This window comes from Massilia endophytica (genome assembly GCF_021165955.1).
In the GTDB taxonomy this organism is placed as follows: Bacteria; Pseudomonadota; Gammaproteobacteria; order Burkholderiales; family Burkholderiaceae_D; genus Rugamonas; species Rugamonas endophytica.
Map to the genome: position 1 here is coordinate 847064 of NZ_CP088952.1, position 22333 is coordinate 869396.

The 22333-nt window shown below is 65.1% G+C and carries 18 protein-coding genes; 16 read left to right on the top strand and 2 right to left on the bottom strand.

The window, feature by feature from the left end; all coding sequences use genetic code 11:
- The first annotated feature begins 67 nt into the window (after positions 1–67).
- The 16 genes from LSQ66_RS03895 to LSQ66_RS03970 all read left to right on the top strand — a co-directional run bounded on the left by LSQ66_RS03895 (position 68) and on the right by LSQ66_RS03970 (position 19226).
- Positions 68–1042, top strand: a complete 975-nt coding sequence (locus tag LSQ66_RS03895; RefSeq protein WP_231768503.1) for an EpsD family peptidyl-prolyl cis-trans isomerase — start codon at positions 68–70, stop codon at positions 1040–1042.
- Between the two features lie 35 nt (positions 1043–1077).
- Complete coding sequence (gene epsE, locus LSQ66_RS03900; protein WP_231768504.1) at positions 1078–1869, top strand: polysaccharide export protein EpsE; 792 nt, start codon at positions 1078–1080, stop codon at positions 1867–1869.
- 27 nt (positions 1870–1896) lie between these two features.
- Entirely contained in the window at positions 1897–3294 is a 1398-nt protein-coding gene (gene epsF, locus LSQ66_RS03905; RefSeq protein WP_231768505.1) for a chain length determinant protein EpsF, read from the top strand.
- 13 nt (positions 3295–3307) lie between these two features.
- Complete coding sequence (epsG, locus tag LSQ66_RS03910; RefSeq protein WP_231768506.1) at positions 3308–4192, top strand: chain length determinant protein tyrosine kinase EpsG; 885 nt, start codon at positions 3308–3310, stop codon at positions 4190–4192.
- On the top strand, positions 4192–5103 hold the full coding sequence (gene xrtB, locus LSQ66_RS03915) for an exosortase B (protein ID WP_231768507.1): 912 nt from the start codon (positions 4192–4194) through the stop codon (positions 5101–5103). The genes epsG and xrtB overlap by 1 nt, the downstream gene beginning before the upstream one ends.
- Positions 5100–5783: an exosortase-associated protein EpsI, B-type gene (gene epsI, locus LSQ66_RS03920; protein WP_231768508.1), complete on the top strand. Its 684-nt coding sequence runs from the start codon at positions 5100–5102 to the stop codon at positions 5781–5783. The genes xrtB and epsI overlap by 4 nt, the downstream gene beginning before the upstream one ends.
- Before the next feature lie 29 nt (positions 5784–5812).
- Positions 5813–6607, top strand: coding sequence for a glycosyltransferase family 2 protein (locus LSQ66_RS03925; RefSeq protein ID WP_231768509.1), 795 nt, complete (start codon positions 5813–5815; stop codon positions 6605–6607).
- Positions 6608–6611: 4 nt separating this feature from the next.
- On the top strand, positions 6612–7721 hold the full coding sequence (locus LSQ66_RS03930) for a DegT/DnrJ/EryC1/StrS family aminotransferase (RefSeq protein ID WP_269449141.1): 1110 nt from the start codon (positions 6612–6614) through the stop codon (positions 7719–7721).
- 12 nt (positions 7722–7733) lie between these two features.
- A complete protein-coding gene (locus tag LSQ66_RS03935) occupies positions 7734–8306 on the top strand; it encodes an acyltransferase (RefSeq protein ID WP_231768510.1) in 573 nt (190 codons plus the stop codon).
- A complete protein-coding gene (locus LSQ66_RS03940) occupies positions 8303–9379 on the top strand; it encodes an acyltransferase family protein (RefSeq protein ID WP_231768511.1) in 1077 nt (358 codons plus the stop codon). Before LSQ66_RS03935 ends, LSQ66_RS03940 begins: the two co-directional genes overlap by 4 nt.
- Positions 9376–10617, top strand: coding sequence for a lipopolysaccharide biosynthesis protein (locus LSQ66_RS03945; RefSeq protein ID WP_231768512.1), 1242 nt, complete (start codon positions 9376–9378; stop codon positions 10615–10617). The genes LSQ66_RS03940 and LSQ66_RS03945 overlap by 4 nt, the downstream gene beginning before the upstream one ends.
- Before the next feature lie 23 nt (positions 10618–10640).
- Positions 10641–12206, top strand: coding sequence for an O-antigen ligase family protein (locus LSQ66_RS03950; RefSeq protein WP_231768513.1), 1566 nt, complete (start codon positions 10641–10643; stop codon positions 12204–12206).
- Positions 12196–13209: a glycosyltransferase gene (locus tag LSQ66_RS03955; RefSeq protein WP_231768514.1), complete on the top strand. Its 1014-nt coding sequence runs from the start codon at positions 12196–12198 to the stop codon at positions 13207–13209. The genes LSQ66_RS03950 and LSQ66_RS03955 overlap by 11 nt, the downstream gene beginning before the upstream one ends.
- Positions 13210–13212: 3 nt before the next feature.
- Positions 13213–14247 carry a glycosyltransferase family 2 protein gene (locus tag LSQ66_RS03960; protein WP_231768515.1) on the top strand — a complete coding sequence of 345 codons (1035 nt, stop codon included), beginning with the start codon at positions 13213–13215 and terminating at the stop codon, positions 14245–14247.
- A gap of 332 nt (positions 14248–14579) precedes the next feature.
- A complete protein-coding gene (locus LSQ66_RS03965; RefSeq protein WP_231768516.1) occupies positions 14580–16826 on the top strand; it encodes a heparinase II/III domain-containing protein in 2247 nt (748 codons plus the stop codon).
- 1249 nt (positions 16827–18075) lie between these two features.
- Positions 18076–19226, top strand: a protein-coding gene (locus LSQ66_RS03970; protein ID WP_231766978.1) for an IS3 family transposase whose coding sequence is annotated in 2 segments (ribosomal slippage) — positions 18076–18316 and positions 18316–19226 — 1152 coding nt in all. Because the reading frame shifts where the segments join, the coding sequence is not laid out codon by codon here.
- Positions 19227–19241: 15 nt separating this feature from the next.
- On the opposite strand, the gene LSQ66_RS03975 is transcribed toward LSQ66_RS03970, so the two are convergent.
- Positions 19242–20051 (bottom strand): RHS repeat domain-containing protein, encoded by an 810-nt coding sequence (locus LSQ66_RS03975; RefSeq protein WP_231768517.1) that lies wholly within the window; start codon positions 20049–20051, stop codon positions 19242–19244.
- A gap of 910 nt (positions 20052–20961) precedes the next feature.
- Positions 20962–22290 carry a phenylacetate--CoA ligase family protein gene (locus tag LSQ66_RS03980; RefSeq protein ID WP_231768518.1) on the bottom strand — a complete coding sequence of 443 codons (1329 nt, stop codon included), beginning with the start codon at positions 22288–22290 and terminating at the stop codon, positions 20962–20964.
- Positions 22291–22333 lie beyond the last annotated feature (43 nt).

Consider the following 22333-nt stretch of genomic DNA (forward strand, 5'->3'; position numbering starts at 1 on the left):
TGTAAATGTTTCCTGTGGTGATGTTTCCTCTCACCATGGCGCATACCTGACGAACCGGAGGAGTATCTTGAACCCACTACACCAAGCAAGCGCCGTCCCCGCCACCCGCAAGCTGCTGTGCGCAGCGCTGGCACTCGCGGCAGCCACGGCGCTCAGCGCCTGCGGCGACAAGGCCGCGGCGAAGAAGCCCGGCCAGGCCCTGGCCAGCGTCAATGGCGAGGAAATCACCGTGCTGCAGCTGAACGAGGAGCTGGGCCGCGTGAACCCGGCGGCGGCCCAGCAGGAGACCGCGCGCAAACAGCTGCTGGAGGCCCTGATCGACCGCCAGCTGCTGCAGAACGAAGCGAACAAGGAAAAGCTGGACCGCGACCCGAAGGTGGTGCAGGCCATCGAGCGCGCCAAGGCCCTGATCGTGGCCCAGGCCTATATGCAGAAGCGGGTGGGCAACCTGGCCCGTCCCACCAAGGAAGAGGTGGCGGCCTACTACAGCCAGAACCCGCAGTTCTTCGCCAACCGCAAGAGCTTCGACATGCGCGAGCTGGTGCTGGCCACGGCGGACGTGAACGACGAGGTGAAGAAGGCGATGGACGGCGCCAAGTCCCTGGAGGAAGTGGCCGTGTGGCTGGACAGCAAGGGCATCAAGTACAACCGCGCCCAGCTGACCCGCACCAGCGCCGAGCTGCCGCCTGAGCTGAGCAGCCGCCTGCTGGCCATGCCCAAGGGCCAGCTCTTCATCATCCGCGAGGGCGACCGCAGCATGCTGATCTCCATCGCCGAGACCAAGGATTCGCCGGTGGCGCTGGAGCAGGCCTCGGCCCAGATCGAGCAGTACCTCTTCAACAAGAAGAACAAGGAGGCGGCGGAGGCGGAGGTCAAGCGCCTGCGCTCCACCGCCAAGATCGAGTACATGAACGCGCCGGCCGGCGGCGCTGCGGCCACGGCGGCCGCTCCGGCGGCAGCGCCGGCGCCCGCCGTGCAGGCCGACGCGGGCAGTGCGCCCTCGGCCGATGCCGCCGCGCGCGGCGTGGCCGGCCTGAAATGATTTGTTTAACCTGATAAGCAAAGGCAGGGAAAAAAATGAAAAAACTGATGATGTGGGTAATGGCGCTCCTGATGGGGCTGGCGACGATGGGCTGGGCCAACGCCCAGGAAGCGACCCTGGGCGTGGGCGACGTGATCAAGATCACCGTGTACGGCAGCCCCGACCTCTCCACCGAGACCCGCGTGAGCGAAGCGGGCCAGGTCACCTTCCCCCTGCTGGGGCAGGTGAAGGTGGGCGGCCTGACCGTGGCCCAGGCCGAGAAGGAGCTGGGCCAGCGCCTGGAGAAGGGCGGCTTCCTGCGCAAGGCCCAGGTGAACATCCTGGTCACCGGCATCCAGAGCCAGCAGATCGCCGTGCTGGGCGCGGTGAACCGTCCCGGCCGCTATCCGATCGAGGGCAAGCGCTCCGTGCTGGACATGCTGGCCCTGGCGGGCGGCATGAATCCGGACGGCGCCGACACCATCAGCGTGATCCGCAAGCGTAACGGCCAGACCACCAAGGAAACCATCGACGTGGTCGAGATGATCCGCAACGGCGACCTGAACCGCGACTACGACCTGGGCGCCAACGACATCATCTACGTGGAGCGTTCGCCCCGCTTCTATATCTACGGCGAAGTGCAGCGTCCCGGCGCCTTCCGCCTGGAGCGCTCCATGACGGTGCTGCAGGCCCTGGCCGTGGGCGGCGGCCTGACCCCGCGCGGCACCGAGCGCGGCATGCAGATCAAGCGCCGCGGCCCGGACGGCAAGCTGCAGATCATCGACGCCGCCCGCGACGACATGGTACAGATCGACGACGTGGTCTATATCAAGGAAAGCTGGTTCTGATTCACCCCCTTTGACGAGACCACAACCATGAGTTTCTCCCAATTCCTGCTGATCCTGCGCGCCCGGCGCTGGATCCTGATCGCCACCGTGCTGCTCACGGTGTCGGTGACCCTGGTGGTCAGCCTGCTGCTGCCCAAGACCTACAAGGCGACGGCTTCGCTGCTGCTGAACTACAAGGGCATGGACCCCGTGACCGGCCTGACCATGCCGGGCCAGCTGCTGCCCGGCTACATGGCGACGCAGATCGACATCATCAGCTCCAAGAACGTGGCCCTGCGCGTGGTGGACCGCCTGCGCCTGGCCGAGAGCCCCAGCGTGGTGGCCCAGTTCCAGGAAGCCACGGGCGGCAAGGGCACGGTGCGCGACTGGCTGGCCGAGCTGCTGCTGGCCAAGCTGGACGTGAATCCCTCGCGCGAGAGCTCGGTGGTGGAAGTGGGCTTCAAGGGCAGCGACCCCGAGTTCGTGGCCGCCGTGGCCAACGCCTTCGCCGACGAGTACCAGCTGGTAAACACCCAGCTGAAGGTGGAGCCCATGAAGAAGGCTTCCAGCTACTTCAACGACCAGATCAAGCTGCTGCGCGACAACCTGGAAACGGCCCAGAGCCGCCTCTCCAAGTACCAGCAGGAGCACGGCATCGTCAGCGTCGACAACCGGGTGGACGTGGAATCGAACCGCCTGAACGACCTGTCGGCCCAGCTCGTGATGGCCCAGGGCCAGCTGGCCGAAGCGGCCTCGCGCCAGCGCCTGGCGGGCAACGAGTCGCCGGACGTGGCCAACAGCCCCCTGATCCAGAGCCTGAAGATCAACCTGGGCCAGGCCGAATCCAAGTTCGCCGAACTGTCGGCCCGCCTCAGCCCGAACCACCCGCAGTACCAGGCCGCCAAGTCGGAAGTGGACAAGCTGCGCTCGGCCCTGAACGAGCAGCTCAGGGTCACCTCCAACAGCGTGGGCGCCAATGCCGCCATCCTGCAGCAGCGCGAGGCCACCATCCGCGCCGCCCTGGAAGCCCAGAAGGCCAAGGTGCTTGAGCTGAACCGCACCCGCGACGAGATGAACGTGCTGAACAAGGACGTGGAGAGCGCCCAGCGCGCCTTCGACGCGGCCTCCCAGCGCCTGTCGCAGACCAATATCGAAGGCCAGTCCAACCAGTCCGAGATCGCCGTGCTGAATCCGGCCGTGGCGCCGATCAAGCCGGCCGGTCCCAAGATCCTGCTGAACACCGTGCTGGCAGGCATGCTGGGCACCATGCTGGGCCTGGGCTTCTCCATCCTGGCCGAGATGCTGAACCGCCGCGTGCGTTCGGAGAGCGACATCGCCGACGCCCTGCAGATTCCCGTGCTGGGCGCCATCGACTGGAAGGCCACGCCGCCGCGCCGCGCCGGCTTCATGAACTCTCTCACCATGCGCCGCCTGGGCGCTTCCTGATATGGACCCGATCATGACTCATCCTGCGCTTGCCAGTGCCGCCCAGCGGCACAACCCTCCCGCCGCGCGCGGCGACTCCAGCATCGGCGGCCTGCTGCTCGAATCCGGCAAGATCACGCCGGAAGCGGCAGAGCGCGTCCTGCGCATGCAGAAGGACCTGGGCATCCGCTTCGGCGAAGCGGCACAGCGCCTGGGCCTGGTGACCGAGGCCGATATCCAGCAGGTGCTGGCGCGCCAGTTCGACTATCCCTACCTGCTGCCGGGGCAGGGCAACTACTCGCCCCGCCTGCTGGCCGCCTACCAGCCCTTCAGCCCCCAGGTGGAAGCGCTGCGCGCGGTGCGCAGCCAGCTCATGCTGCGCTGGTTCGCCCGCGGCCGCAAATCGCTCGCCATCCTGGGCGTGAACGCGGGCGACGGCGCCAGCCTGTTCGCGGCCAACCTGGCGGTGGTGTTCTCCCAGCTGGGCGAACAGACCCTGCTGGTGGACGCCAACCTGCGCACGCCCAGCCAGCACGACATCTTCGACATCAAGACCCGCCAGGGCCTGTCGGACATGCTGGCCGGGCGCGCCGAACTCGACACGATCAACCGCATCGAGTCCTTCGTCGACCTCTCCGTGCTGCCTTCGGGCACCCTGCCGCCCAATCCGCAGGAGCTCCTGAGCCGCAGCGCGTTCAGCGAGCTCAATACGCGCCTGGAAGAGCGCTACGACGTGGTGCTCTACGATGCGGCCCCGTTCTCGGCCGGTTCCGACGGCGTGGCCCTGGCCGCGCGCGCGGGCGGCGCGCTGCTGCTGACCCGCCGCAACCAGACCCTGCTGGCGGAAGTGCATGCGCTGAGCCAGCAGCTGCACCAGAACGGCACCCAGATCGTCGGCTCCGTGATGGTGGAATTTTGATGTCCGAGACCGTCAAGCCGGCCATGGCTGCCAGCCTGTCCAAGCCCAGCCTGCGCGCCCTGGCGCCTGAATGGCTGCCGCTGGCGCTGGGCTTCCTGCTCATGTACGGCGTAGCCTTCTGGGGGCTCTTCCATGGCGTCTGGGCCAGCGAGGAGCAGGCTCACGGGCCCATCATCCTGATCCTGTCGCTGTGGCTGATCTGGCGCGCCTGGCCGGAGCTGCGCGCGCTCGCGCCTCGTCCGGCCCCGGCCGCGGCCTGGCCCCTGCTCGTCTTCGGCCTGCTGCTCTACATGCTGGGCGTTTCCCAGCAGGTGGACGCCTTTACCATTTCCTCCTTCATCGTGGTGCTGGGCGCGCTGCTGCTGATGAAGCTGGGCTTCCCGGCCCTGCGCCTGCTGTGGTTCCCCTTCTTCTTCATGCTGTTCATGATCCCCCTGCCCGGGGCCGTGGTCAGCACCCTGACCCTGCCGATGAAGATGGCGGTGTCCTATGTCACGGAGCAGCTGCTGTTCGCCTTCGGCTACCCCATTGCGCGCACCGGCGTGATCCTGCAGATCGGCCAGTACCAGCTGCTGGTGGCCGACGCCTGCGCCGGCCTGCAGACCCTGCTGACCCTGGAATCGCTCGGCCTGTTCTACCTGAACGTGGTGCGCCACACTTCGGCCTTCCGCAACATCATGCTGGCGCTGCTGATCATTCCGATCTCGTTCACGGCCAACGTGATCCGTGTGTGCGTGCTGACCCTCATCACCTTCTACTTCGGCGACGCGGCGGGGCAGGGCTTCCTGCACGGCTTCGCCGGCATGGTGCTCTTCGTCAGCGCCCTGGTCCTGATCATCGCCGTGGACTCCCTGCTGCAATGGGTGGCGCGCCGCCGCCTGAAGGCTGTCCCGGCAAGGAGTGCAATATGAAACGTGCAGTGGTATCGAGCGTGGTGGCCGGCGTGCTGATGGCCGCGTCGGCGGTCGGCGCCCAGATGCTGGTGCCGCGCCACATGCTGGCCGACTCGCTGCCCCCCGTGCAGCTGGCCGAGAGCATTCCCACCCGCTTCGGCGAGTGGCGCGAGGAGCAGCAGGGCATGTCTGCCGTCGTCAACCCCAGCGTGGAGGCGGAGCTGCGCAAGATCTACACCCAGACCCTGGGGCGCACCTATGTGAACCGGGACGGCTACCGCATCATGCTGTCCCTGGCCTATGGCGCCAACCAGAGCGACGGCCTGTCCATGCATTACCCCGAGATCTGCTATCCGGCCCAGGGCTTCGAGGTCACGGGCAACAGCAACGGTGTGCTCAATACCCCGCGCGGGCAGATCCCGGTCAAGCGCCTGCAGACCAACCTGGCGGGCCAGCGCTTCGAGCCCGTCACCTACTGGGGCACGGTGGGCGACAAGGTGGCGATCGGCGGCTTCGACAAGAAACTGGTCGAAATGCGCTACCGCCTGGGCGGGAATATCCCGGACGGCCTGCTGTTCCGCATTTCCGCCATCGACAGCGATCCGGCCCGCTCCTACGCCATCCAGGAGCGTTTCGTCAGCGAGCTGCAGGCGGCGTTGCCACCGGCCACACGCCTGCGCTTCATGGGGCTGAACTGAGGCGGCGCGCCGCCTTCACTGAGGGAGAAATGTTGTTGAAGACCTTGAAGAACGGTGTGCATCGGACCCTGATGCGCTGCCGCGAACCCCTGCGCTCCATGCGCGACCTCGGCTGGTCGGCGCGCAGCCGCTTCCGGGCGGCGCGCCGCTCGCCGGACTACCAGGCGGCCTTCGAGAAGGAGCTGCCCCTGGTGACGGTGTGCGTGGCCACCTACAACCGCGGCGAGCTGCTGGTGGAGCGCTGCCTGAAGTCCCTGCTGCGCCAGGACTATCCCCATCTGCAGATCGTGGTGGTGGGCGACTGCTGCACCGACGATACGGCGGAGCGCGTGGCGGCCCTGAACGACCCGCGCATCGAGTTCGTGAACCTCACGGAGCGCGGCAAGTATCCGGACGAGCCGCGCCACCGCTGGATGGTGGCGGGCACGGTGGCCATCAACCACGCCCTGTCGCTGGCGCGCGGCGACTTCGTCACCCACCTGGACGACGACGACGAGCATGCGCCGGACCGCGTCAGCAAGCTGCTGGCCCTGGCCCGCGCCACGCGCGCCGACTTCATCTGGCATCCCTTCGACTACGAGCGCGTGCCGGACGAATGGCATGTGAACCATGCGCCGGAGTTCGCCGTCAACAACGTGTCGACGTCCTCCGTGTTCTACCACCACTGGCTCAAGTCGGTGCCGTGGGATATCAACGCCTGGCGCTACAACGAGCCGGGCGACTGGAACCGTTTTCGCAAGATCCGCTACCTGGGCGTGAACGCCGTGCGCTCGCCCGAGCGCCTGCTCAAGCACTACCGCGAGCGCAATCAGAAGAAAGCCTGACATCATGAAAAAGATCTACGTCACCGAACCGGCCCTGCCGCCGCTGGACGAATTCGTGCCCTACCTGGAGAAGATCTGGGAAAGCAAGTGGCTCACGAATGCGGGCCCCTTCCACCACCAGCTGGAGGAGGAGCTGGCCTCCTACCTGGGCGTCAAGCACCTGGCCTTGTTCACCAATGCCACCATCGCGCTGGTGACGGCGCTTCAGGCCCTGCGCATCTCGGGCGAAGTGATCACCACGCCGTACTCCTTCGTGGCCACCGCCCACTCGCTCGTGTGGAATGGCATCAAGCCCGTGTTCGTGGACATCGACCCGCACACCTTCAATCTCGACCCGAAGAAGATCGAGGCGGCCATCACGCCCCAGACCACGGCCATCTTCCCCGTGCACGTCTACGGCACGCCCTGCGACGTGGACGAGATCCAGCGCATCGCTGACGTCTACGGCCTGAAGGTGATCTACGACGCGGCCCATGCCTTCGGCGTGCGCACCCAGGGCCAGAGCGTGCTCAATTTCGGCGACCTGTCAGTGCTGAGCTTCCACGCCACCAAGGCCTTCAACACCTTCGAGGGCGGCGCCATCATCTGCCCGGACGCCAAGACCAAGCAGCGCATCGACTACCTGAAGAACTTCGGCATCGCCGACGAGGTCACGGTCGTTGCCCCCGGCATCAATGGCAAGATGAGCGAATTCCAGGCCGCCTTCGGCCTGCTCCAGCTGAAGCACGTGGACAAGGTGCTGGAAAAGCGCGCCGCCATCGACGCGCGCTACCGCGAGCTGCTGCCCGCCATCAATGGCATCACCGTGCCCGCGCTGGCGCAGGCGGACCGCCTGAACCACTCCTACTTCCCCGTCTTCATCGAGCCGGACTACCCGCTGGGGCGCGATGAGCTGTACAGCTTCCTGCAGACCAAGGACATCATGACGCGGCGCTACTTCTACCCGCTGATCACGGAGTTCCCCATGTACCGCGGCCTGCCTTCGGCGCGCCCGGACCTGCTGCCGGTGGCCCACCACGTGGCCGACCGCGTGCTCTGCCTGCCCATCTTCCCGGATCTCCCGCTCGAACAGGTGGACCGCATCTGCGGCTTCCTCGCTTCGCCGCGCCGATAAAGGACCGAACGCATGGCTTCCTTCATGACCGAGAACGAGATCGCCGCCATCGGCTTTGCCCACGTGGGGCAGGGCGTGCAGATCTCGCGCCTGGCCTCCTTCCACAACCCCGGCCGCATCCGCATCGGCGACCGCTCGCGCATCGACGACTTCTGCGTGCTGTCGGCAGGCGAGGGCGGCATCGAGATCGGGCGCAACGTCCATATCGCCGTGATGTCCACGCTGATCGGCAAGGGCCGCATCACCGTGAGCGACTTCGCCAACATCTCCTCGCGCGTGGCCGTCTACTCCAGCAACGACGACTACAGCGGCGAGCACATGACCAACCCCACCGTGCCTGCCGCCTACACGAACATCACGAACGGTCCGGTGCACATCGGCCGCCACGTCATCATCGGCAGCGGCTCGGTGGTGACCCTGAACGTGACGATAGGCGAGGGCGTGGCCGTGGGCGCGCTGTCGCTCGTGCGCAGCGACTGCGAGCCCTTCGGCATCTACGTGGGCAGCCCGGCGCGCCGGGTGAAGGAGCGCAGCCGCCGCCTGCTGGAACTGGAACAGCAGCTGCTGCAGTCGGAACGGCAATGATCGCGCGGGCCGACAATAACAATTTCAACCCGATCCGCCTGGCCGCGGCCTGGCTGGTGCTGTTCTCGCACAGCTACCACCTGAGCGGCCTCCCTTATGCCGAACCGCTGATGCGCCTGACGGGCAACCAGATGACCTTCGGCACCTTCGCCGTGGGCGTCTTCTTCGCCATCAGCGGCTACCTGATCACGGGCAGCGCCTACTCGCGCAGCAGCCTCCGGTCCTTCCTCGACGCGCGCATCCGCCGCATCTTCCCGGCCCTCATTGCCGTGCTGCTGCTGACGGCCCTCGTGCTGGGACCGCTCATGACGCTGCTGCCCCTGTCCGACTATTTCGCCAGCAGCGCCGTCGCCACCTATGTGCTGCGCAACGCGGCCCTGCTGCGCCTGCAGTACGAACTGCCGGGCGTCTTCGCGGGCAATCCCTACGGCGCCGCCGTGAACGGCTCGCTGTGGACCCTGCCCATCGAGTTCGGCCTCTATCTTGCCGTGGGCGCCGCCGTCTGGCTGCTGCGCCGCACGGGGCAGGGCGGCAGCCGCCTCCTGCCCGGCATCGCCGCCGCTGCCGCCTGCCTGCTGGCCTGGGGCCTGCTGCTGAGCGGACGCAGCAGCGGCACCTACCTGCTCATTCCCTATTTTATGGTGGGCGCCCTGTGCCAGCTGTGGCGCGGCTGGCTGCCCCTGCACGGCGGCGCGGCGGCCGCACTGGGCCTGCTGTGGGCCGCGGCGGCGGCCTTCGAGCTCCCCGGTTTCGCCGTGTTCGCCTGCCTGGCCATCAGCTACGGCGCCTTGTGGATCGGCCGCCATCCGCGCTGGATCCTGCCTTTCAGCACCGAGCGCTGGGGCGACCTCTCGTATGGCGTCTACCTGTATGCCTTCCCCATCCAGCAGACCCTCGTGGCCCTTGGCGTGGCCGGGCCGGCGGCCGTGACCCTGGCGGCGACGCCTCTGGTGCTGGCCTGCGCCTGGCTGTCCTGGCACCTGGTGGAGGCGCGCTGCCTTGCGCCGCGCCGGCGCGGCTCGCATCCGGTGCCGGCGCCGGGCGTGGCGCCCCTGCAGAAAGCGGGTTCATGAGCGACCTGCGCCGGATCGCCGGCATGAGCATGGCGAAGGGATATGGAGTGCTGTTGTCGCTGGCCATGCTGTTCGTGTCGGCCAGGCTGCTGGGGCCGGAAGGGCGGGGCGAATTCGCTGCCGCCACCGCCTGGGCGGCGCTGTTCGCCACCTTGTGCAACCTGAGCCTGGGGCAGGCGCTGCAGCACCGCCTGCAGGCAGCGGCCGCCAAGCCCAGCCTGGGCGAGCAGCTGGGCACCCTGGGCGGCATGGCGGGCCTGCTGTCGGCCCTGGCGCTGGGCCTGGCCGCGGCCCTCTACCTGGGCAGCGGCGGGGCCCTGTTCAAGGGCATTGGGCCGCTGTCCATGGTCCTGGCCCTGGCCACGGTGCCGCTGCTGGTGTGGGAACAGTATTCGGGAAATATCGGCGCGGCCGCCTCGCAGACGGGGCTGCTGAACCGGGCGCAGTACATTGGCCGGACCGTGGGCTTTGCCGCCTTCTTCCTGCTGGTGATGGCGCTGGGGTGGGGGGTGGCGGGGGCGCTGAGCGCCCAGCTGATCGGGCAGCTGCTGGTGGGCCTGCTGGTGGCATGGCCCCTGTTCAAGCTGGCGGGCGGTTCGCTGAACTGGCTGCAGCGGGAAGTGAAGCCCCTGCTGCGCTCGGGGCTGGCGATCCATCTGACGACGGTGAGCGCCTTCCTGCTGGACCAGGTGAGCCTGCTGCTCATCAACCATCACCTGAGCAAGCCGGAGGTGGGCTGGTATCAGCTGGCGCAGCAGATGGTGGCGCTGATGCTGATCGTGCCGCAGAGCGCGCTGATGATCGTCTACGGCGGCCTGGCCAACAGCACGCCGGACGCCTACTGGCCGCGCCAGCGCCGCCTGAACTGGCGCCTGCTGGGCGGACTGGCGGGGCTGGCCGTGGCGGCCTGGCTGCTGGCGCCCCTGGTGGTGCCGCTGGTGGCGGGGCAGGCCTTCGCGCCCAGTGTGCCGCTGTTCCGCATGCTGCTGCCGACGGTGCTGGGCATCAGCCTGGCGCTGCTGATGACGCCGCAGTGGATCGGCCGCGGCCTGCTGCGCCTGAACATGGCGCTCACCTGCGTCACGGGCGCGGCGGTGGTGGCGGCCAGTTTCTGGGCCATTCCGCACTACGGCCTGGATGGTGCGGTGTGGGTGCGCCTGGGGGTCTATGCTGTATGGGTGCCACTGGCACAAATCGTATTTTGGCTCTGGTGCAACCGCCAGGCCGCGAAGGAGTAGATATGTTACGGAACGCAAGATTGATGCTGCCCAGAAGCAAACTGGTCGGCGCCATGCTGATGGGACTGGGCGCGCTCTTCCTCTGCCTGCTGCTCGGCCTCATGGCCGCCGTGATTCCGCCGGGCGGCCTGGTGCGCCTGATGGTGGTGCCGGGCGCCGTGGCCGCGCTCATCGCCATCTGGGTCCTGCCCAAGCAGCAGCGCGCGCCGGGCGGCTTCCTCCTCTTCCTTCTGCTCGGCCTGCTGGCCACCCTGAACCTGTGGCCGCCTTACGTCATCTACCGCTTCGGCGGCCTGCCTGCGCTCAGCCCCATCAAGCTGGCCTGGCTGGCCCTGCTGGTGCTGGGCGGCTACTGGGTGCTGTCGAGCAAGGAGATGATGCAGCGCGTGAAGGACCGCTGCCGCAGCCACAAGCTGCTGGTGCTGCTCGTGCCCACCCTCATGGCCTGGCGCATCCTCACCTCGGCCATGGGCGAGCAGCCCATTCCCCAGGTGCTGACCATGGTGACGGACGTGCTTTCCTGCTACATCTTCTTCTTCATCGTCCTGGCCGTGCTGCGCGACGCGGGGGACGTGCACCGCATGCTGTCCCTGCTGGTGGTGGTGGCGGTGGCCCAGGCCCTCCTCGCCAGCTACGAATCCATGGTGCGCCACACCCTGTTCGACCGTTTCATCTCCGTCAGCGCCGAGGATTCCGCGGTGCAGATGGACATCATCCGCCAGAAGTTCCGCGACGGCCGCTACCGCGCGCAGGGCACCTTCGAGCACCCCATGGTGCTGGCCGAATTCATGGGCATGATGGTGCCTCTGGCGGCGGCCCTCTTCGTCACCACCCGCAAGCGCTGGATGCGCTGGGGCAGCGCCGCCTTCCTGCCGCTGGCCGTGTTCGTCATCGGCGCCTCGGGCAGCCGCTCCGGCTTTGCCGTGCTGATGGCGGGCGCCCTGCTGGCCGCCATCCTGTGGCTGATGCCGCGCCGCCAGCTGCACGGGGGCTCCAGCCGCGGCGTGCTGCTGCTGGCCGCCATCGCGCTGCTGCTGCCCGTGATCCTGGGGGTAGGCTATGTGGTCCTGCAGGAGGTCATGGCCATGGTCGCGGGCCGCACGGCCAGCGAAGTCAGCAGCTCCATGATGCGCGTGCTGATGATGGAGCGGGGCATTCCCCTCGTGATGGACGAGCCCCTGTTCGGCTATGGCGGCGGCATGGGCGCCATCAAGCTGGGCTTCTATGACGGCACCCGCTTCAACATCGACAACTACTGGCTGGGCCTGAGCCTGGACGCAGGCCTGGTCGGCCTGGTGCTGGCGGGCGCGTTCTGGCTCGGCTCCATCTTCTACGGCCTGCTGCTGTACTACCGCTATCCCGACCGCAACGGCACGGCCGCCGGACTGATCTCCGTTTCCCTCACCGTTCTGCTCATCAGCAAGTCGGTGCTGTCGATTAATTCCGGCTTCACTGTCGCCTATGCCCTGGTGGCCGCGCTGCTGGTGCTGGAGGAGGCCTCGCGGCGCGAGGCGGCCGCCGTCCTGCCGGAGGCGCAGCCAGGCGCGCTGGCGCCGGTGTCCGTACGGGGAGTCAGCCATGCAGCCTAAGGTTTGGATCGTGCTGGTGAACTGGAACGGCTGGCGCGACACGGTCGAGTGCCTGGAAAGCGTGTTCCGCCTGCACCATGACAATTTCGGCGTCATTGTCTGCGACAACGCCTCAAGCGACCACTCCGTGGAGCAGTTGGCGGCCTGGGCCAGCGGCACGCTGACGGTCGCCCCGGCCGCCGGCCCGCTGGGCGCCCTGAGCAGCCCCGCACTGCCCAAGCCCCTGCGGCATGCCGTGCTCGACCAGCCTGCCGGCTACCGTATCGGACCCGACACGCCCTCCCTGCTCATCGTGCGCACAGGCGGCAACCTCGGCTTTGCTGGCGGCAACAATGTGGGGATCCGTCTCGCGCTGAGCGACCCCGGCTGCGCCTACGTCTGGCTGCTCAATAACGACACGGTGGTCGAGCCCGAAACCCTGCCGCGCCTGCAGGCGGTGGCGCTGCGCGAGGCGGCCGGCATCACAGGAGCGCTGCTGTGCTATTACCATGAGCCCGACCGGATCCAGGCCCTCGGCGGGGGCATGTTCTCGCGCTATCGCGTGTATGGCCGCCTGCTGGGCAATGGCCTGCGCCGCAGCCGCCTGACGCCGCAGGACACGGCGGCCGCGAGCGCCGAACTGGGCTGGGTGAGCGGCGCGTCCATGCTGGTCAGCCGCGACTTCCTAGACACGGTGGGCGAGATGGAGGAGCGTTACTTCCTCTATTTCGAGGAGATCGACTGGGCCTGGCGTGCGCGGCGCCGTTTCCGCTTTGCCCTGGCGGCCGATGCCGTGGTCTATCACAAGGCGGGCGCGGCAACGGGCGAACGCACGGAGAGCACCTATTCCGTGTACACGATGTGCCGCGCGCGCTACAAGCTGTACCGCAAGTTCGTGCCCGCCTTGCTGCCCGCCTGCTACCTGCGGGCAGGCAAGGAGATGCTGCAGGCCCTGCTGCGCGGGCGCCGGGCGAGGGCAGGGGCCATCCTGCGCGCCAGCCGCGACGAGATCCTGGGCGGGTGAACGATGGCCCAGTCTCCCGACATCACCATCATTATCAAGGCCCTGAACGAGGAGGAACACATCGAAGCCTGCCTGCGTTCGGCCCTGGCGGCCCTGCAAGGCTTCGACGGCGAAGTGGTGCTGGCCGACTCCGTCTCCACCGACCGCACCATCGAGATCGCCCAGCGCTTCCCCGTGCGCATCGTGCAGTTCGCGTCCGCCGCCGACCGCGGCTGCGGGGCGGGCCTGCAGCTGGGCTACCAGTTCGCGCGCGGGCGCTTCATCTATGTGCTGGATGGCGACATGCAGCTCGATGCCGCCTTTCTGCGCCGCGCCCACCAGTACCTGAACGCCCACCCGGATGTGGCGGGCGTGGGCGGCCGCCTGGTCGATACCCAGTTCAACACCCTGGCCGACAACTACCGCGCCCGCGAATATGCCCGCCTGCGCCCGGAACAGGATGTGGCGAGCCTGGGGGGAGGGGGCCTGTACCGGCGTTCGGCCGTCGAGCAGGTGGGCTATCTGTCCAACCGCTGGCTTTCCGCCTACGAGGAAGCCGAACTGGGCATGCGCCTGCGCGCGGCGGGCTTCCGCCTGGTGCGCCTAGCGGACGCCGCGGTTTTTCATTCCGGGCATAATGAAGACTCGCTGCAAATGCTGTTGCGCCTATGGAGAAACCGCCGCATCCAGGCCGTGGGCGTGCTTCTGCGGGGGGCGCTGGGCCGGCCCTGGCTGGCCGACTGCCTGCGCCAATGCGCCTTTGTGTTCGCGGCGCCGGTGCTGTATGGCGCGGCCGCTGTGCTGGCCGTTCTCGCCGCCGCAGGCGGGGCCCGGTGGCCCCTGGCCCTTGGCGGCAGCGTGCTGGCCGTGCTGGGCGCGGCCTGGGCTGTGCAGGCAGTGCGCAAGCGCAGCGGGCGTGAAGCCCTGATGGCCCTGCTGCACTGGCACCTATGTTTCATCGGGGCGCTGCGCGGTTTCCTGCGCCGCATGCCCGACCCGGCGGAGCCCATTCCGGCCCGCATTCTGGCTGATGGAGAAAGGTCAAGAAGGCAATATTAAGAGTTAGAAATATCGCTGTATAAGCTAATAATAGATGTCGGAAAGCTGCAACGAACGAATAACGTTTTGAAAATGTTTCGCGGTTATTTGGAAAATTTTCCTTCCGTACGGCAATTTTTATGGCGAACTACGGTAAAATCCCTCCCGTGCACACCTCTGGCGCAAGCTGCCAGATCCCACTGCGCGGCCAAAATGCTGCCGCGCCCGGTGGAAAAAACGTTCCAGCCCTGGACCCGTTTTCAAGAATAAAAAACACACGGCGACGAACAGTCGATGATGCCGGCACCCGCAAGGCGCCGGGGGGTATTTTATTTCTCTCTCAAAAGGTTGCCATGAAATTTAGGACTGTTAATATTTTGCAAGGCATGATCGCGCTGGCCTTCGCCGTCAGCAATGTCAGCCATGCCGACTGGGCACAATCGCCCAGCGCCCGGGTGGTGCGTCCCGCGCCGGCCAATCTGCAAGTGCAGCCACAGAACCCGCCCAGCTTCACCTGGGCCATGCACAGCACCAAGCCTGCCGCCTATGTGCTGGAGCTGACCCGCTCCGGCGGCGTCGCCGAAACCTTCACCACCGACCGCAACTGGTTCCTCCCCACCGCGGCCCTGGCGGCCGGCACCTATACGTGGCGCGTGCGTCCGGCCAACAGCACGGACTGGTCTTCGCCCCGTTCCTTCGTGATCGACGCCACCAAGTCCAAGGCCTTCATTGTGCCGGAGAACGCCGTGCTGAAGCAGCGCGTGACTGCCAAGGTCCATCCACGCGGCCTGAACGGCAGCGCCACGCTCAAGAGCACCTGGAGCGCCGCCCAGACCGCCGAGCGGGGCGCCCCGCTGACTCGCCTGTCGAATGCCGTACTGGTCCGCATCACCTCCATCCCCGTGTATACGGATGCTAACTGGACGCTGAACACGACCGGCACGATGACGGCCGCCGTGAATACCCAGCTGTCGAACATCCGCTGGGCGATGATGGACGTCACGCGCCAGGTCGAGGCTTCGGCCCTGCTGTGGCGCCTGACCGGCAACCGCACCTTCCTGAACGAAGCAATCAAGCGCGGCAACCAGCTGGCGGCCCTGAGCCCGAGCGGACCGACCAGCTATGCCTCGTCCGACCAGGGCTGCCGCATGATCGCCATGGCCCTGGCCAAGGCCGTCGACTTCCTGGCCGCTGACCTGGACGCCACCACCAAGGCGCGCTGGCTGGGCATTATCGAGAACCGCACCAACCAGATGTACGACGCCTTCCAGGCCTGGTCTGTGTCGAGCGGCGGCGGCATGGACCAGTTCCCCTTCGACTCCCACGGGCAGACCGTGCAGGGCTACATCGCCCTGATCGCCGCCCTGACCCTGGGCGATATTCCGTCGGCCGAGAAATGGTTCGACTGGTCGGTGCGCAGCTACGTGCACTCCATCTACCCGTGGTCCGGTCCGGAAGGCGGCTTCGCCAACGGCACGTCCTACGGCCAGCACACTGCGCTGAGCTCGCTGGAAGTGTGGCAGCCCCTTGCCTACGCCACGGGCGTGAACCTGTTCGACAAGCCCTGGTCGGAAGGCTTCATGCGCTCCTTCGTGCACTTCCAGCCGCCCGGTTCGGTGCGCCATACCTTCGGCGACGAACATGAGCAGGCCCCGCAGCCGACCGAGCTGAAAGGCTTCGCCTCGCGCTTCGACACGCCGGAAGCGGCTTGGTACTCGAAGAGCCTGGGCGGCGAGGAAGATCCGCTGACCCTGCTGCAGGCGCCGTACCCCCTGCCGGTCACGCGCGCCACCACCACGACCGCGCCGCCGAATGGCGCCCTGTATCCGAGCATCGGCTGGGCGGCCATGCACAGCGACATCACCAACCCGCTGCGCACTTCGCTGTACTTCAAGTCCAGCCCTTACGGCTCGCTGAACCACAGCCACGGCGACCAGAACAGCCTGGTGCTCAACAGCGGCGGCCGTCCGCTGCTGATCGAAAGCGGCTACATGGACTGGTATGGTTCGCCCCTGTGGAATGACTGGTACCGCCAGACGAAGGCGCACAACGCCATCACCTTCGACGGCGGCAAGGGCCAGAACGTGGGCGGCAACTACGACACGAACCTGACCCGCAACGGCACCATCACGTCCTTCGCCAGCACGCCCGGCATGGACTATGTGGAAGGCGATGCGACCCCGGCCTATGACGGCGTGCTGACCCGCGCCCGCCGCCAGATGTGGTATCTGCGCGCCATGGACGCCGTGATCGTGCGCGACACGCTGGACTCGGCCACCGCCCACACCTACGAATGGAACTTCCACGCGCCGGTGGTGATGAACGTGGCCAACAACGTGGCGACCATCACCAATGTCGACCGCAGTGTGTGCGTGCGTCCGGTGACGGGCGACATGACTCTGGAGAAGCGCGTGGGCGCGGCCCCGAAAGCGGGCGTGGTGGAAGACCATGCCGCCTTCGTGAAGGCGCCTGCGACGAAGGCGGAGTTCCTGGTCGTGCTGGATGTAGGCTGCAAGAACCCGACGATTGCGCTGACGCCGACGGCGACCGGCCGCACCCTGACGGTAGGCGGCGTCAACATCACGCTGCCGAACTACTGATCGCTTTCAAGCCGATTCGAAAGCCCGCTCCGGCGGGCTGATGAAATGGACCCTGCACCCGCAAGCTCAATGCTTGCGGGTGTTTTTACTTGTGCCTACTGCAGATGATCATGGCGCTCCTCACGAGATGACATTGCATGGCCCACCTGGCGACTTGCTGTTTTCACTGCATCTCCGATCCCTCACCAAGGCCTTTGCTTCTACCATTTGTACACCCGCATCGCGGGCAGTGTTCCGCCGTAAGCAGCCATTGCAACCATTCCCCAGCTCCCTTCCTGGACGTTGCGTACAGTACTAGTCTCAGCCTACAGTGCCTGCAGCGTATCGCACCAATAACCCAAACAAGCGTGCCGAAGGTGAAGGCCATCGCGCTGAACCGAATGGAAACGTTGTCAAACCTGAAGGCCTGCCCGAGCCAGTTTGGGAAGAAGAGACCAAGCCCTGCAACAGCAAGCACGGCACAGAACAGCCACAACTTCCACTTGTTTGGAGAAATGAGCCGTTGTGGGTCGTCGTTGCCCCTATCATTCTTCTGCCTGTACCGACGCTCCCTCATCTATGCCTCCCCCAGTCTTCCCATTCGGCGATCAATCCATTGACAATCAATGCTAGTCCGGCTATCAGGGACGCCCGCAGAAAATCCAGCTTGAAGAAGCAGCTTCCTAGTGCGCCGGCCCAAAGCGATGTGGCCGCCCAGATTAAGATGTGAGCAAATTTTCGCATTGGCCTTCGTACGTCAGTACAGCAATTCCGCCGCCTTGGCGAGATCTGCCCGGATAGCATGGTCAGTCTTAGCGCTTCGCTAGGCAACAGCTTTGATAGGCGCATCAGTTCTTCATCAACTTCCTTATCAAGTATGCAGCGAGGCCAAGGAAAATCAGCACAAGGCCGCCCCACACTCCAGAATTCAAAACTACTCTGTCCATAGAAGCGTTGGGACCGGCGCCAAGCGGAAACAGTGCCTGCAGCAACCCTACTGCCGAATACAGAAGGATCAAAATACATGCCACTAAGCCCACAAACAGAGACCACCGTATGGACTTCGCATTAGTAGAATTGTTCATAATTCAGTCATGAGGACGCGGAGTAAGATAGTCGGGAGGCAGCTTGTTCGGATCCATCTTCGGACCTGTTGAACAGGCTCGAATCACATCTTGCACAAACGATTGGCATTGATTCCAGGGAGACCAATGAATCGCCACCATACCACTAGACACTCCTGAGCCATAATTTAGGCAAAGGAGTCATCATGAGCGGAAAGCGGTACACGGAAGAATTCAAGGTTGCGGCGGTCAAGCAGGTGCTGGATCGCGGGCATCCAGCAGCGCAGGTGGCTGAGCGCCTCGGCGTGAGCATTCACAGCATCTACGCTTGGATCAAGCGCTACGGCGTTCCCGAGGCCGAGCGCAAGGCCAACGACGCCCAGACAGAGGAAATGCGGCGCCTGAAGGCCGAACTGAAACGCGTCACCGAGGAGCGCGATATTTTGCGAAAGGCCGCGGCGTACTTTGCCAAGACGTCCGGGTAAGGTACGCCTTCATTCGCGAGCACCAGGCCGTGCATTCAGTCCGGCGGCTGTGCAAGATGGTCAAGGTTCACCCCAGCGGCTATTACGCTTGGTGCATCACTGCCGAAAGTCCGCGTGAGAAAGAGAACCGACGGCTGCTTGGCCATATCAAGCAGTCTTGGCTGGAGAGCGGCGCGGTCTACGGTTACCGCAAGGTCTACGATGACTTGCAGGAGCTTGGTGAGCAATGCGGGATCAACCGAGTTCATCGCCTGATGCGATCTGAGGGCATACGTTCTCAAACGGGCTACGCCAAGCGGAAGTCGAAGCGCGGCGGCCCACCATCGGTCGTCGCACCCAACCACCTGCAACGGGAGTTCGATGTTACTGAACCAAACAAGGTGTGGGTCACCGATATCACCTACCTGCGAACCTGTGAGGGATGGCTCTACCTGGCAGTTGTCTTGGACCTGTTCTCTCGTCAGGTAATCGGATGGTCGATGAGTTCACGGATCGACCGCGAGCTGGCGATGAGCGCTTTGCTGATGGCTGTATGGCGCCGACAACCGACTGAAGAGGTTATGGTCCACTCAGATCAGGGGAGCCAATTTAGCAGCTACGATTGGCGCGACTTCCTGGCGGCACATGGCCTCGTGCAAAGCATGAGCCGACGAGGCAATTGTCACGACAATGCCGTGGCTGAGAGCTTTTTCCAGTTGCTAAAGCGCGAGCGAATACGGCGCAAGACCTATTCGACCCGCGACGAGGCCAGGCAGGATGTCTTCGACTACATTGAGATGTTCTACAATCCAAAGCGTCGCCATGGATTCAGCGAAAGGCTTTCGCCGATCGAATTCGAAAAGCGGCATTCTCTACGGCTGCAGAGTGTCTAGAGAAATGATGGCGATTCAAGGATAGGAGAAGGTATAGCGGTAGGCAGCGCCGGCATGTTCAGAATCGAGAACCCGGCCTTCACCATCGTATGTGAACTGGGCGAATTTCACCCCTGGTTCATGCTCGATGCTATCGAGAAAAAAACGGCTCTCCCATGTGGCTCCGTCGACGTAGTGGTAACGCGTGGTAGCCAGTTCCTCGCCTCCCGCGCCTTTCCTGGCTTGGCCGCGAAGTCTATGCAGGCTGGCAACACCAGTATCCATGGCTTCGTGTTCGTAGAGTGTTGCCCCCTCCACATTGCGAATCGCTGTGAGATTCCCGTCCTGTGTCCACTCAAGATCGACGGTGCGCCCGAAGGCGTCTGCGATTTGAATCAGTCTGTTGTCCTGGTCGTAGCTGTAGTTGATGCCCAAGCCCGTTGCGGCGTGAGTGCTTGCCAGTCGATAGGCTTTGCCTACTTTCACGTAGATGTCCAACAAGCCCGTCGGCCGCAGATGAGCCCACCTATCGTAGCTAGAATTCAGCGGTTTCAATACCCCCTTCGAAGTTCGCGAACTATAGATCTCGCCACTTCTCCTATAGCTGTCGAGACTTCCGTCGCTGTCCGTAATCTTGACTTCAAAAGGAATAACCATAGAGGTTCTTACCACTTCAAAACCCCGGTCGAAAGAGAAGGACCAAGCTTGATGCTGGGCCGTACTGGGCATTGCCTCACGCGCAGATCGATAGAAGCGCAAGATGCGATGCAGGGCTGACGGCCCCCATACAAAGTCTGTTACCTCTTCTACTTTTATTCCCGAGGTAATCACGACTGGATTGCCCACTGTGTGAGTTGGCTCGTTTGATGGACAACCCGAAGGCTTCGGCTGACGAAGGGTAGGCCGAGTGCAGATGCCAGGCCAAGCACGAGAAGAGTCTCGGGGACAACGAAGCGCCGTGTCCGCGGTAATGATGATTCCTCCCAATGCTAGCCGATACGAGCACTCGTAAATCGAGCCGCTCCACGCACCATCTATGTGAGGTGCCGGTTTCGCATACAAGTACTGGTCTCGAAGCATTCGTTTCATCCGCCGACATGCTTCATCCGGTGTTGGCGCAACAGCGTAAGTTGGCGGCAACCACCCAGTGGTATAGAGCCATCCCACGGCATCGTCCTGTGCGCGGCAAAGGAAAGGCCATTGGGATAAGAGCAGAACAAGGGCCAGGACAGCATGTTGCATCATCCCGGCGCCGGGCTCCCGTCCAAAATTCGGCATGATGTGCTCCTTTCTCATCAGCAAAACTGGCTCATCGAGTCCTGTTGATGCTAAAGGGCAGATCGGACCCTAACTCTGCGACACCTCAGGCCGAAGGCAAGGTATTCTTACTGAAAGTTGCTGCAGAACAATCTAACTAGCCCACTCACTATTTCAACGGAGCCTTGCCATCGCCAGCCTGTCAGATGGCGATGGCTTCCTGTTCCAACTGTCGGGGGGGAACTCCTGAGAGAGGGCAGCCTGTTGTCGCTGAAGCTGTCGCGCGCAAGAGCAAGCTCAATTCCGGCTGGCGTGAGCAGCCTGAGCACAACAGCGTGGTCGAGACGGGCCGGAAGGGAAAGGAGGCAGAGGCGCGCCAATGGCAGCGCAGCAATGAGGAGGCGCGCAAGGGCTGCGGCAACGTCTGATGTTGGCGCCGAAGCACCGGGCCGCCCCTTACGCGCGTGAAGAGCTGAAAACTCTGAAGTGAGCGATACCGCTAGTTATTTGAGGGGGCTGCGTGAGCCCACCCCAGCTCGCGCGCGCCCGGCCATTCCTGCGACACCCACTTGAATTTGCCGCTGGCCTGCAGGGGAATGTCTTCCACGAGCTGGATGCGCAGCGCGATCTTCTGGCTCACATAGGTCTGGAAGTTCTGCCGCATGCGCTCCGGGCTGTGCACGTCGTAGCCTTCGCCCGGCACGATGCGCACCACCCATTCGCCAGGCCCGGTCTGGGCCACCTGCGATTTCTCGATGCTGTCCAGGCCCTTGAGCGCGAAGGTGATGATGGAGGCGCTTACCGGCGTGCCTTCGGCGTCGAAGAGCTGGTCCTCCACCTTGCCCGAGGAGAGCTCGATGCGCGGGTAGTGGCGGCCGCAGGGGCAGTCTCCGGGCAGCCAGCGGGCGCGGTCGGAGATACGGTAGCGCAGCAGCGGCATGGCCAGGTTGCGCAGCGTGGTGCCGACGATATTGCCGAAGTCCGTAGTGGGCGCATTGTCCTCGTCCAGGATCTCGACGTAGGAATACTCGGGGTTCAGGTGATAGAAACCGTGCTCGCACTGGGCGGCGAAGGCGATGCGCTCCGCCATGCCGTAGAAGTCGGACACCCGGCAGCCGAAGCTGCGCTCGATCTGTTCCCGCTGCCCGGGGTAGAGGGGCTCGGAACCGGCAATCACGGCATCCAGCCGCAGCCGGTGGCCCAGGCGTTCCGCGTGGCGCGCGAGGTCGAACAGCGAGGACGGGTAGCCGCGCAGCTGCCGCGCACCCGACTGCTCGATGGCGTCCAGCATGGCTCCCGCCGTGGCCTTGTTCATGTGCCGCGTGGAGAGGAAGAGCTGGCGGCCGAAACGGTCCCACATCCAGTAGGGCGGCTTCTGGTCTTCGATGGGCTTGATCTGGTCGCCGCGCAGCACGGCCTGGGCGCGTCCGGGCCGCCAGCCTGCCCACTCCCAGAACTGCAGGTGGAAGGCCTCCTCCCAGATCACGGAATCGATGCTGCGGAAGACTTCGAGCGGCGAGCCCGAGGTGCCGCTCGTTTTCCCCAGCGGCCACCATGGCCGGCGCCGGCCGCCGTTCGGATAGAAGTCCTGCCGCCGGCTCACCAGGTCGGCTTTCGCGATCACGGGCGCGTGCTGGTGCAGCCAGGCGCGGGGATCTTCGCCGTCCAGCAGGGCGGGCAGGGCGCGGTAGCAGGGGATATCGGCCTGGGCCGCCAGGATGGTCTCGCACAGCAGCTCGTCCTGCATGCTCTGCAAGGCGGAAGGGGAGGCGCCTTCGCGCTCGCGCAGTCCGCGGACGCGCGACATCGCCAGGGCATTGCGCCGCATCAAATGACGGCCCAACAGTGAGAGGTTTTTTGCTGCGGCGGAG